Source organism: Dyadobacter sp. HNCC25DJ186, assembly GCF_056895235.1.
The window spans coordinates 410,038-422,322 of record NZ_JBXHAS010000004.1 but is presented as its reverse complement, the minus strand read 5'-3'; the positions used below and the strand labels follow the sequence as shown (position 1 = coordinate 422,322).

Genomic DNA, 12,285 nt, shown 5'->3' with positions numbered 1-12,285 from the left:
CAGCGCTTTTTGAAACTATTTTTCACCGTAATAGCAAGCAAAAACGCTGTTACGGTGAAGAATATCATAATGAGAAAAGCCGGCATACCTCAGCAAACCAAGCTGAAACGGCAACGAACGCGGAGAGTCTTCCTTATCGATATAAGCGAAGACTTTGTCTTTATATTCCACACCGCCTAAGGATTCAAGATAATCTCCATACCGATCCCACATTAGTTTATTAACGCCCGGTTCATCAAAGGAAACAAGATCAGAGACGTAAATCCTGCCACCCGGTTTCAGCCATTTATATAATTTCTCGAAAGTTTCCTGCCAATCCTCATGGTCGCGAAGATGATGTAAAACCGCGCCTGCGAGCATACAATCAAAAGTATTTTCTTCAAAATCCAGATCGCGCAGATCAGACTGATAAGTTTGTACATATTTAACGCCTGCCGCTTCGACGCGCTCGCTGGCCCGGGTGAGCATAGGCTGGCTCAGATCGACCAGATGGCATTCCAACGGATGAATTTCCTGCAAAACACGCAGCGTAAAATTGCCCGCTCCGCAACCTATGTCAAGAATTGTATCATCAGGTTTCAAATGCAAAGCCGCCGTTTGAGCAACCAGATCAAGAACCAGCGGGGCATCGATCGTTGCCTGCTGTCCTGTTTCAAGTTTGCTAAAACGATCGACATCATTGTCAAATCGTGTCTGAATCTCCTGGATTGTCGATTTTTCTTTTAATGGAGTCGTCATTGTTGTTCTTTAAAATGTATGGTGCTAAGTTATTTTGGAATCAATCTAAATCAGCGTTAGGGTCGTTACTTTCTGTTTTATATCTTTGTAAACCTGGGAATCTCGAATTTGAATATGCTTTAATATTAAACGAGAAAGCAATATAATGGATTGCCGGCTTACGATTAGATTGAAATTATAAGACAAAATATAAAAAATGCTGATGAATTTTCGTTGGCATAGAACGTTTGAAAAATTTAATGGCCAAAAGCCTATGTTGAAAAAAGTGCAGCCGAAAATGTGGTGGGCGGCGTTGTTTGCCGTAGTAGTAATCGTGCTTTCCTGGGTTTGGGTAAGTAACAGCAGGTCTCATGATCTGGTCAATTTCAGGAGAAATGCCAAATCCAACCCCAATCTGGATCCTACGGAAATACGTGATCCGGATGCGAAAACACTTCTTAAAATAACACAAATCGAAGATATTTTCAGAAGGAAAAGAAGGGCGGGTTTTAACGGAAATGTACTGGTCGTTCAAAAAGGGAAAGTGCTTTACCAGGGCTCGTTTGGTTATGCGCATCTGAAAGACAAAGATTCTTTGCAAAGTCATTCCAAATTTCAGCTGGCGTCATTGTCAAAACCTTTCACGGCCGTTGCGGTGCTCAAACTGATTCAGGACGGGAAGGTGAGCCTGGAAGATTCTGTTCAAAGATTTTTTCCGGATTTTCCATACCACGGCGTAAAAGTGGATATGCTGCTGAGTCATAGAAGCGGTTTGCCAAATTATATTTACTCTTTTCCGGATAGTGTTCGGCATGGGAAGAAATTTCCAACCAATATGACGGTGATGGACTGGTATGCCAAAGTGGTTCCAACCCCTCATCCATACAACAGACCGGGGCGATCTTTTAATTATTGCAACACGAACTATTGCGTTCTGGCTGCAATTGTCGAAAAGGTGACCGGTGGGTCTTTTGACAATTATTTGCACAATGAAATTTTTGCGCCGCTGGGCATGAACAATACCGTTTTGGTGACTGACACTTCCGAAGCGTCGATGATGTACAGAACGGTTGGTCACCAATATGGCCGTATGCTGGCGAAGGATTATTATGATGATGTTGTCGGAGATAAGGGGTTATACTCAACGACAGGAGATATTTACCGTTTTTATGCCGGCCTGACTTCCGGTTTGCTGATCAATAAAAATCTTTTGAAAGAAGCATGGACGCCAAGAAGTTTCGAGCGCGACGGTATCAGAAATTATGGTTATGGATTCCGGATGCATGTGAAACCGGATCATTCAACCCGTTTTATTTATCATGGCGGATGGTGGAAAGGTTATAATTCAATGTTCTGGATATGTCCGGAAGATGAGGCGGTTATTATCATCCTGGGAAATTCATACAACCGAAATATTTACGATATCAAAGAATTGTTGACTGTGCTGCATGGCAGCGAAAGCGATAAGCTTGAAGATATTGAGAAAGATCTCTAGCTTAATTTGAAATCGGACGGTAATTCAGGATATTTGCCGGACTAAACGAATACTCACCTCAATGTCAGAAACTGATTACACCGTACCTGCTTCCTTACTTCTGGGTTTACCGATTCTGGCATTTTTTGTATTATGGCTTGGCGGAAAGAACCTGAACAAATCAGCGGGTTGGTTAGGTGCTTTCATAACGGCAGTCGGACTGGGAGTAAGTCTTTTTTATGCGGATATTGACACACTGCACACTGTTTCTTTCAATTGGGCGCTTGTTGGCCAGACAAAAATAACCATATCTTTTCGGTTCGATGAGCTGACAGCAATTATGCTGATCATTGTTCATTTTGTGGCTTTACTTGTGCAGATTTATTCCATATCTTATTTGCATGGCGATAAGAATCTGCATCGTTATTTTGCTTTCATTCAGCTTTTCCTGTTTTCCATGGTAGGTATTGTCCTGGCGGGAAGTTTGCTGGTTATGTATATTTTCTGGGAGCTGGTCGGTCTTTCATCCTACCTTTTAATCGGGTTCTGGTATTTCAAACCACGTGCTGTCTGGGCTGCACAAAAAGCTTTTGTCTTAAACAGAATTGGAGACGCCGCATTTCTGACTGGAATTTTAATGCTGTTTTACTATATTGGTTCTACCGACTTTGAGGTACTTGTCACTTCAATCCAGTCACTTGATCCCGGAATATTAACCGTGATTGGCTTATGCCTTTTTGGAGGTTGCATGGGAAAATCAGCGCAGTTTCCTTTATCTGGCTGGCTTCCTGACGCCATGGAAGGGCCAACGCCGGTATCCGCACTGATCCATGCAGCGACCATGGTTGCTGCCGGAATATTTTTATTGGCAAGAATTTCTTTCTTATTAACACCCGAAGCCCAAATTGTTATTGCCTGCATCGGAACCATTACGATGGTAATCGGAGCAGTGAAAGCAACGCAGGTTTGGGATATTAAACGCGTACTGGCATATTCTACCATGTCACAGTTGGGACTGATGGTTATTGCGGTCGGGCTGGGAAGCTGGCGCACGGCACTGTTCCATTTAGCAACGCACGCATTTTTCAAAGCCGGATTATTCCTCTCAGCAGGTTCTGTAATTCACGCCGTAACGCCATCTGAAACAGACGAAACTTTTGATCCGCAGGATATGCGTACGATGGGCGGCCTGAGAAAATATCTGCCGATTACCTTTGTTTGTTTTGTCATCTGTTCGTCGGCTTTGGCGGGACTTCCGTTTTTCTCAGGGTTTTTATCAAAGGATGCGATTATTGTAGAGGCATTTTTGTGGGCAGAAAAACACGGTGCTTGGGCTTATTTATTTCCAATTGTCATTATGATTTCAGCGGGGATAACAGCTTATTATATGACGCGGCAGGTTTGGTTGATTTTTTTGGGAGAAAAACGATACCAGATTTTTAAATTGGTTCATCCGCACGAATCTCCCATATTGATGTGGGGGCCTATGGCTTTGCTCGCATCACTTTCCGTTTTTATCTGGTTTTCCTGGAATCCGTTCGATGCTTCCCATGGCTGGTTTTTAGAATTGGTCGGAGCGGAAGAATTCGGCCATATTCTCTGGGTACCTTTTGTGGCAACGGGTATAACTTTGATATCCATTTTTCTGGCATTTCGCGAAACAAAAGCCGAAGATCCATTCTCGATCTATGCAGGGAATGCTAAAAATTCGGTTCCTTTATTGAAAAAGCTGGCCGGGCTTAACGAATTTTCAAGAGAAGCATTTTTTATCAAATCATTTGCTTTTATTTCAAAAGGATTAAAACAATTTGAGACACAGATCGTCGATGCTTTTGTGGATGGTGTTGCAAAATGGAGTGTTGTTTTTGCACATATACTAAGTTGGGGAGACAGGAATATTGTTGATGGAGGGGTTAAGCTGGCTGTTTTCACAATTAAATCTGCGGGTCAGGGGGTTCGTGGATTTCAGAATGGAAAAATACAATCCTATTACCTGGTCACCGCCTTGGGAGTTTTACTTCTGATTTTGTGGCTTACTGTTTTATAGGAAAATAGTTGGAGCGTTCAGCGCTCTTTTATCTCATATATTTTTGTTTCAGTTTATATAATGATTGACCATATACTTTCCTTACTGATTGCCATTCCCTTATTCGGAGCCGTTGCGGTTTCTGTCTGGCCTTCGCAGCGTCCCGGTGATTTCAGGATGATTGCGCTTTCAGTATTGCTACTGGAATTACTGACCGGATTATCCTTATTTCTGTTTTTTCAAAATCAAAATACGGGATATCAGTTAAGCGAAACGGTTGACTGGATCACGCTGCCAATTGGTTCTCTTGGCGTGGTTTCGATTGATTATGCGTTGGCCGTAGATGGTATCAGTTTTCCGCTGGTGATATTGGCCGTTGTTGTATTGTTCGTTGGCATGATCAGTTCATGGAGTATCAGCCAGAAAACCAGAGCTTATTTTGCGTTGTATCTTGTTTTAAGCGGAAGTGTGATCGGTTGTTTTCTGGCGCAGGATTTCTTTCTGTTTTATCTGTTTTTTGAGTTTATGCTGTTGCCGATGTATTTTCTAATCGGCTTATGGGGTGGGCCAAGAAGAGAATATGCCGCACTTAAATTTTTCATTTATACTTTTTTCGGATCGCTGTTAATTCTGATCGTGATGATCGGATTATATCTTTCCGTGATCGATCCGGTGGAAACGGCTCGCGCTGTCGGTATTGTTGGTACTGAAGATCTTGTACAGACCGATGTTATTTTACAAATTCAACAATGGCTTGCGGATGGCAGAATAACACCGGATCAACTGGTTCATACCTTCCGGTTTGTCTATCTGGCGGATGCCGGAAATTATATTCCAGGTTCAATTTTAAGTCCTGAAACAGAATTTATTTTAATGGGTATACCCGTTCGCCTGCTTGCGTTCTGGTTTTTGTTTGCCGGTTTTGCAGTCAAACTTCCGGTGTTCCCGGTGCATACCTGGTTACCCGACGCGCACGTTGAAGCACCAACACCTATTTCCGTTGTACTGGCCGGAATTCTTTTAAAAATCGGAGGTTATGGTTTTATCCGGATTGTCGATGGATTTTTCCCGGCTGAGGCGCAATACAGTATGGTTCCGTTGGCAATACTCGGTATGATTTCCATCGTGTATGGTGGCTTTAATGCCTTGGGACAAACGGATCTGAAAAAGATGATTGCCTTTTCTTCGGTTTCACACATGGGTTTTGTGTTATTGGGTGTCGCAGCTTTTACGGCGGAAGGAATTAACGGTGCTATTTATCAGATGGTTAGCCATGGTATACTTTCTTCAATGCTCTTTCTTTTGGCCGGGATAATTTATGACCGGACTCACGACCGGCAAATTGATCATTACCGGGGTCTTATCGGACCGATGCCACGTTATACCATACTGACTGGAATTGCCTTTTTTGCTTCTTTGGGATTACCTGGTTTTTCAGGTTTTGTTGGAGAATTATTCACGCTGATGGGCGCATTTCAGGCGGGACCTTTGCCGGTCTGGATTCCGGCACTTTCAACTTTGGGAATTGTTCTTGCAGCCGCTTATTTTCTTTGGACTTACCAGCGTATGTTTTTCGGGACGTTCTGGTATAAAAACGACGATTCAATCATGCTTACCGATCTGACAACCCGCGAAATTGCACTGTTGACGCCATTAGCCGTTATTTCTGTATTGCTTGGAATTTTACCGGGATTGCTATTTGATATCACCGGGCCTACGGTTCAGGCGTTTTTGGAGCGGTTGCAGTAGTTTTTGCCACTAATACACAAATTTTTCACGAATTGCTTTTAGGATGAAAATTGATGGTGGAAATTTGATTTTAGTAATTAGAAGGTATAATCAGACACTTTTATATTCTCTGCTCTTTAAGAAATCTGAGAATAAGATTCTGGTGCCGTCATCTTCATTTTTTGCCTCATCATATAATCTTAGATCTTCCTGATCTTCCAAAGCTTCAATAATGCTATCAAACTCCTTCTGAGAAAGTATGACGAGTTTTTCTCCATCGTCATTAGTTGCGTATTTTGGATGTAAATCGATCATAATCTTATTGGTTACATTCGATAAATTGTGGAAATGAAGTAAGTGAAAGTTGGCCTATCACTTATCAATTTAAGTAATGATCTTATAATTTCAAAAATGACCTCTATTGAACTTAACGAATAATTTCAATAGAAGTCACGATTGTAGTGCTATTTCCCGAAAATCCGGTCCAGACTGAACCTGTTTTTCTTGGCCAGAACTTCCAGTTTTTGTTGCTGTTCGTTTGTCAGTACATACAAAATCTCCTCCCTTTTCGCCTGAGAAAGCTGGTTATGATCACGACGTTTGGCATCGTCATTTTTTGAAAGTTTTCTATCCTTCCGGGCGTAGCGTTTCTCGATTTTCTTAATCTGCTTAACTTGTCTTTTTGTGAGATCAAGGTCAGCTGCAAATTTTTCCAGATTTTTTTCCAGCCGCTTATTGTTCAGCTTAGGATTGATTGTGGAGGTTTCCTCATAATCTTCAGAATCCTTTGACGATTGGTTCGTCGACGTGGCGCATCCTGTGAAAAATAAACCTGTTAGGGTAAGAAAAAGAAAAAATAGTTTTTTCATTGATTGCTTTTTTGTTTGGAATGAAATGTTGTTGCTACTAACGAAGATTAGTTTCCAAAGAATATAAACCAGGCTTGAAAAAATGAATATCCAAAAACTTCTTTCATTTTCCGGTACATAATATGTCGATTCAAATAAAATAGCAGCCGCGGCAAATCACTGATAGTATTTTTGCCCAAGAATCCAGTAATTGTAGTTGTGTTTATGTCGGAAACCAAAAAAGCTTTTATTATCCGTCGTTTGTACCAAATTTAATTTCCTATACCCTAATTTTTTCAATGAAAGAAAGCTCTACTTCACACCGGTTGTTGTCGCTTGATACACTGCGTGGCTTTGACATGTTTTGGATTTCAGGCGGCGAAGATATTTTTGCTGCTTTAGCCAAAGTTACCGGCTGGTCATGGGCCGTTTTGATTGCGCATCAACTGACACACCCTGATTGGAACGGTTTTCGCGCTTATGATTTAATTTTTCCGACTTTCCTTTTTATGGCAGGTGTTTCAACGCCGTTCTCGTTGGGAAGCCGTTTGGAAAAAGGGGTGCCTGCTTCTGATTTAATTCGTAAGGTAATCCAGCGCGGCATTGTTCTGGTACTTTTGGGTATCATTTATAACAATGGGATTTTCCATACCGAATGGCATAATATGCGCTATCCAAGTGTGCTTGGGCGTATCGGTCTGGCAGGCATGTTTGCGCAGATTATTTATTTATATACGGGAAAAACAAGTCGCTGGATATGGTTTGTTGGTTTGTTACTTGGTTATTGGGCATTTATGATGTTTTTTCCTGTCCCTGGTTGCGAACCCGGAATGATGACGATGGAATGTAACCCGACAAGTTATCTGGACAAACTTATCCTTCCTGGTCGTCTGCACCTTAAAATTCATGATCCGGAAGGATTTATTTCAACAATTCCAGCGATCGCGACTGGGCTGATGGGTATATTTTCAGGAGAAATTCTACGTACGGACGCTGCAAAACTTTCGCAAAATAAAAAAGTACTTTATTTGGTGATAGGTGGTATCGTAAGTTTAATACTATCACAAGTATGGAATATTGTTTTTCCGATCAATAAGAATTTGTGGACGAGTTCGTTTGTGCTTTGCGCTGGTGGTTGTAGTACACTTCTGCTTGCGTTATTCTATTGGGTTATCGATGTCTTAAATTACCGCCGCTGGACTTTCTTTTTCGTGGTTATCGGTATGAATTCGATCGTGATTTATATGGTCGGGCGGTATATTAATTTTGAGTTTACGGCAGAAGCACTTTTTGGCGGTGCGCTCGAATTCTTCCCGGAACCGGTTCAGGCTGTTGGCGGTGTGATTGCATTTATCATGGTTCAATGGACATTTATGTATTTGTTATGGAGAAATAAATTATTTTTGAAAGTTTAATTATTCACGCATTGAATTTATAATGTCAATTCAGGTTACGAATCTTACGAAGGTATATGGAACGCAGCGGGCGGTGGACGGGATTTCGTTTTCCCTGAAACCCGGGGAGATTGTAGGTTTTCTTGGCCCAAACGGCGCAGGGAAATCTACAACGATGAAGATTCTGACCGGCTTTTTAAATGCAACTTCCGGCACAGCGACGGTAGCAGAATTCGATGTGAACGAGCAACCGATGCCTGCCCGGCGTTCCATTGGTTATCTGCCCGAACATAATCCGCTTTATCTGGATATGTATGTACGTGAATTCTTATTATTTTCTGGAAAGTTATATGGAATGCGGGGGGCGTCATTGAAAACACGCGTGGAGGAAATGATCGCGCTTTGCGGACTTGAAGTTGAAAAAAGAAAAAAGATTGGACAGTTATCAAAAGGATATCGCCAGCGTGTGGGTTTAGCACAATCTTTCCTGCATGATCCTGCGGTACTGATTCTGGACGAACCAACTACTGGTCTGGATCCCAATCAAATACAGGAAATCAGGGAGCTTATCCGGACGGCGGGGCATAACAAAACTGTTCTGTTTTCGACGCACATCATGCAGGAAGTGGAAGCCTTATGCGACCGTGTGATCATCATCAACAAAGGACGTGTAGTAAGTGACAGTTCATTGGAAACATTAAGACAAACTGGTAAATCACTTGAAGAAACTTTTCGAAGCCTTACCGTCTGAATAATGGTTAAGGATTAATTGTTAGTGGATAGAACTTAAATGTCTGACAGCCGACGGCCGATTGCCGACAGCCCTCTAATAATTAGAATTGCCTTAAAACAATTAAAAACCGGATTTTTTACTGTTAGAAATTGTTATTATTGTGATTATCAAAAAAATATTTTAGCTCAACGACTGAGAACTGCTTGAATATTACTTCCTCTTAAATGTCGGAAATAGAAATGGAAAAAGGGTTGGGAAGCCGTCTTCGTATTGTTGCAGGTATTGTAGTTCTTGTTGTATTTAGTACCGTTGCGGTAGCCTGGAAATTGATACAGGCCAGAGAACCATTTTTTGAAATTACACAACCTGTGGTAGAGAAAAAGGTTAAAACGACGACTAAAAATCGCCGTGATCCTGTGGTGGTTCTACCTGAAAATCAATGGGTAGATAGTACTTTGTCTTCACTTACACTGGAACAGAAAATCGGCCAGTTGTTTATGGTCGCTACCTTCTCTAACCGCGATGAATCCACCACCAGATATATTGACCGACTGATCGACGAATATCATTTAGGAGGTTTAATTTTTTTCCAGGGCGGCCCGGTTCGTCAGGCACAGCTTACCAATCATTACCAGGCCCGTTCCAAAGTTCCGCTTTTTATCGGTATTGATGGAGAGTGGGGGTTAGGTATGCGTCTGGATAGTACCATTTCTTTTCCAAAACAAATGGTCTTGGGAGCCGTTCAGGATGATGAGCTTATTTACCGCATGGGCAGCGATATTGCCAGACAATGCCGTCGCCTGGGTATACAGATAAATTTTGCTCCCGTTTCTGACATCAATAGTAATGCGAATAATCCGGTGATCGGTATCCGCTCCTTTGGTGAAGATCGAGAGAACGTAACGCGCAAGGCAGTGGCCTACATGAAAGGTTTACAGCACAACGGCGTGATCGCGACTGCAAAACATTTTCCCGGGCACGGTGATACCGATGCCGATTCTCATTTTACACTGCCCGTACTGACTCATACAGAGCAACAACTCAACGAAGTGGATCTTTATCCTTACCGCCAGCTGATTGCCGACAGTTTGATGGGCGTTTTGAGTGGACACTTGTTCATTCCTGCTTTGGATAATACCCCGCAGCTTGCAAGTTCGCTTTCAGACAAAGTGATCAACGGATTGCTTAAAAAACAGATGGGTTTCCGCGGTCTTGTGTTTACAGATGCGATGAATATGCGTGGTGTTTTGAAAACCGGGCGTGCTGCCGAGGTTAACCTGAAAGCGTTAATTGCAGGAAATGACGTTTTACTTTATCCTGAAAATGTTGCGGAAACGATCACCAAAATTAAAGAGGCACTTAATCAGGGTACCATCTCGCAGAAATTTCTGGATGATAAAGTAAAGCGGATTCTGCAGGCCAAATATTGGTCTGGTTTAGGGGAATATCAGCCCATTGATATCAATAATTTATATGCTGACCTGAATACAGAAGATAGTAAACAACTAATCCGGGAAATCAGCGAGGCGTCTGTAACGGTTGTCAAAAATGACAATGGAATTTTGCCGGTGAGGGAGATAGAAGGCCAGAATATGGCAGCGGTGAGCATTGGAGAAGGGGTGAATTCGGTATTTCAAAAAATGTTGATGACCTATAAGCCAATCCGGCCTTATTCATTTTGGGAGGAGCCAAGTCAGGAGCAGATAACGGAAATGTTGAATTATCTGCAGCCTTATGAAACGGTTGTGGTTGGTTTACACGGCATCGCATCAAATCCAAAACGTAATTATGGTGTTTCGTCTGGCTCAGCAGAGTTTGTCAGACAATTGAAACAGCAAGGCAAAAAGGTGATACTTTGTCTGTTTGGTACACCATATAGCATCCAGTTTTTTCCTGACACAGATGCTTTGATCTGTGCCAATCAGGATGGAACTGACCAGCAGGAAATCGTGCCGCAGATTATTTTTGGAGCATTAGCTTCGCAAGGCAGATTGCCGGTTTCGGTATCGAACTATAAAGCTGGTGATGGGGTGGCAACTGAGACAATTAATCGGATCAGTTTTGGGACACCGGAAAGCGTCGGAATGAATAGCGTAATGCTAAAAAATATTGATGAAATCGCAAATGCTGCGGTAAATGACCGTATTTTTCCGGGATGTCAGGTGGTTGTGGCAAGAAAAGGAAAAGTGGTATATGACAAATCATTCGGCGGGCTCAGCTATCGCACGCCTGACCGGGTGACTTCGGAAACAATTTATGACGTAGCTTCGGTAACCAAAATGGCTGCGACTTTGCAATCGATTATGTTGTTATATGATCGGAAACTGATCAATCTGGATGAACGCGCTTCTCATTATTTACCAGAATTACATGCAACAAACAAACAAAACTTCACCATTCGGGATCTTTTGATGCACCGTTCGGGCCTGGTTTCTTTTTATCCGACTTTGTGGGACCGGACAAAAACCAGTGCCGGAGGATTGTTGCCTGAATATTATAGTTCCAAACCGGATAGTATTTACAATCTTCAGGTAGCTCCAAGGTTGTTCGCAAAACCTGCGCTGCGTGATTCTGTCTGGAAATGGGTTGTGAAATCGCCCATGAATAACACCAGAGATAAATCAGGAAAATATGGATATCTGTACAGCGATCTGGGTTTTCTGACTTTGCAGAAAATTGTAGAAAAAATTACGGCACAGCCTTTGGATGCCTTCGTGGCTACGAATATTTATGAGCCGCTTGGACTCAATTACACTGGTTTTAATCCTTTGCGCCGGTTTTCTGAAAAACAAATTGCTCCAACCGAACAGGATTACCGCTTTCGTAATCAACTGCTTCAAGGTACTGTTCATGATCAGATGGCGGCCGTTTTGGGCGGCGTTTCAGGACATGCCGGATTGTTTTCAACAGCGACAAACCTGGCGGTTCTTTTTCAAATGGATTTGTGGAAAGGCAGATACGGCGGAAAAATATTCTTTCAGCCAGGCACAGTTCAATTGTTTGCCCGTATGTATGACGAGTCAAAACACAGGGGTCTTGGCTGGGACAAAGCACCGGTAGACGGAAATAGTTCTTATGTTTCGGCACAGGCCTCAGTTAATTCCTTCGGACATACCGGTTTTACCGGCTCGATCGTCTGGATGGATCCGGAAGAAGATCTGGTATTTGTGTTTTTGTCAAACCGCATTCATCCTGATCCTGAAAACAACAGTATCACCACGCAACGTACCCGTCGCAGAATTCACGATGTAGTATATACTTCGCTTCTGGAAAGGAAAAGCATTCTTCACTAATCAGTTACAAATGTATTTCAAAAATATCTCTAACTTTACCTTGACAAAGGTTAGTGAAAAGACATTTTTGAA

The 12,285-nt window shown here is 42.3% G+C and carries 9 protein-coding genes; 6 read left to right on the top strand and 3 right to left on the bottom strand.

Going from position 1 to position 12,285, the window contains the following annotated elements:
* Positions 1-15: 15 nt before the first annotated feature.
* Complete coding sequence (locus AC1XUO_RS15530; protein ID WP_483330702.1) at positions 16-738, bottom strand: class I SAM-dependent methyltransferase; 723 nt, start codon at positions 736-738, stop codon at positions 16-18.
* A gap of 253 nt (positions 739-991) precedes the next feature.
* On the opposite strand from AC1XUO_RS15530, the gene AC1XUO_RS15525 reads away from it, so the two are divergent.
* From AC1XUO_RS15525 to AC1XUO_RS15515, 3 genes are all read left to right on the top strand, one after another.
* Complete coding sequence (locus AC1XUO_RS15525) at positions 992-2,212, top strand: serine hydrolase domain-containing protein (RefSeq protein ID WP_483330701.1); 1,221 nt, start codon at positions 992-994, stop codon at positions 2,210-2,212.
* A 61-nt stretch (positions 2,213-2,273) separates the two neighbouring features.
* Positions 2,274-4,238 (top strand): NADH-quinone oxidoreductase subunit L, encoded by a 1,965-nt coding sequence (nuoL, locus tag AC1XUO_RS15520; RefSeq protein ID WP_483330700.1) that lies wholly within the window; start codon positions 2,274-2,276, stop codon positions 4,236-4,238.
* 60 nt (positions 4,239-4,298) lie between these two features.
* The gene (locus AC1XUO_RS15515) at positions 4,299-5,966 is read left to right on the top strand and encodes a complex I subunit 4 family protein (RefSeq protein ID WP_483330699.1); all 1,668 of its coding nucleotides are present in this window, start codon (positions 4,299-4,301) and stop codon (positions 5,964-5,966) included.
* A gap of 90 nt (positions 5,967-6,056) precedes the next feature.
* Here AC1XUO_RS15515 and AC1XUO_RS15510 read toward each other — a convergent pair whose 3' ends face one another.
* Positions 6,057-6,260, bottom strand: a complete 204-nt coding sequence (locus tag AC1XUO_RS15510) for a hypothetical protein (protein ID WP_483330698.1) — start codon at positions 6,258-6,260, stop codon at positions 6,057-6,059.
* A 149-nt stretch (positions 6,261-6,409) separates the two neighbouring features.
* Positions 6,410-6,814, bottom strand: coding sequence for a hypothetical protein (locus AC1XUO_RS15505; RefSeq protein WP_483330697.1), 405 nt, complete (start codon positions 6,812-6,814; stop codon positions 6,410-6,412).
* Between the two features lie 278 nt (positions 6,815-7,092).
* Here AC1XUO_RS15505 and AC1XUO_RS15500 point away from each other — a divergent pair, with 278 nt between their 5' ends.
* The 3 genes from AC1XUO_RS15500 (at position 7,093) to AC1XUO_RS15490 (ending at position 12,213) form a co-directional block, all read left to right on the top strand.
* Positions 7,093-8,208 (top strand): acyltransferase family protein, encoded by a 1,116-nt coding sequence (locus AC1XUO_RS15500; protein ID WP_483330696.1) that lies wholly within the window; start codon positions 7,093-7,095, stop codon positions 8,206-8,208.
* Between the two features lie 22 nt (positions 8,209-8,230).
* Entirely contained in the window at positions 8,231-8,938 is a 708-nt protein-coding gene (locus tag AC1XUO_RS15495; RefSeq protein ID WP_483330695.1) for an ATP-binding cassette domain-containing protein, read from the top strand.
* Between the two features lie 206 nt (positions 8,939-9,144).
* Positions 9,145-12,213 (top strand): serine hydrolase domain-containing protein, encoded by a 3,069-nt coding sequence (locus AC1XUO_RS15490; RefSeq protein ID WP_483330694.1) that lies wholly within the window; start codon positions 9,145-9,147, stop codon positions 12,211-12,213.
* Positions 12,214-12,285: the final 72 nt, after the last annotated feature.

Excerpts from the sequence above, each read along its gene's own strand:
- AC1XUO_RS15505 (WP_483330697.1), bottom strand. The coding sequence starts at position 6,814 with ATGAAAAAACTATTTTTTCTTTTTCTTACCCTAACAGGTTTATTTTTC.
- AC1XUO_RS15500 (WP_483330696.1), top strand. The coding sequence starts at position 7,093 with ATGAAAGAAAGCTCTACTTCACACCGGTTGTTGTCGCTTGATACACTG.
- AC1XUO_RS15510 (WP_483330698.1), bottom strand. The coding sequence starts at position 6,260 with ATGATCGATTTACATCCAAAATACGCAACTAATGACGATGGAGAAAAA.
- AC1XUO_RS15515 (WP_483330699.1), top strand. The coding sequence starts at position 4,299 with ATGATTGACCATATACTTTCCTTACTGATTGCCATTCCCTTATTCGGA.
- nuoL (WP_483330700.1), top strand. The coding sequence starts at position 2,274 with ATGTCAGAAACTGATTACACCGTACCTGCTTCCTTACTTCTGGGTTTA.
- AC1XUO_RS15495 (WP_483330695.1), top strand. The coding sequence starts at position 8,231 with ATGTCAATTCAGGTTACGAATCTTACGAAGGTATATGGAACGCAGCGG.
- AC1XUO_RS15525 (WP_483330701.1), top strand. The coding sequence starts at position 992 with ATGTTGAAAAAAGTGCAGCCGAAAATGTGGTGGGCGGCGTTGTTTGCC.
- AC1XUO_RS15530 (WP_483330702.1), bottom strand. The coding sequence starts at position 738 with ATGACGACTCCATTAAAAGAAAAATCGACAATCCAGGAGATTCAGACA.
- AC1XUO_RS15490 (WP_483330694.1), top strand. The coding sequence starts at position 9,145 with ATGTCGGAAATAGAAATGGAAAAAGGGTTGGGAAGCCGTCTTCGTATT.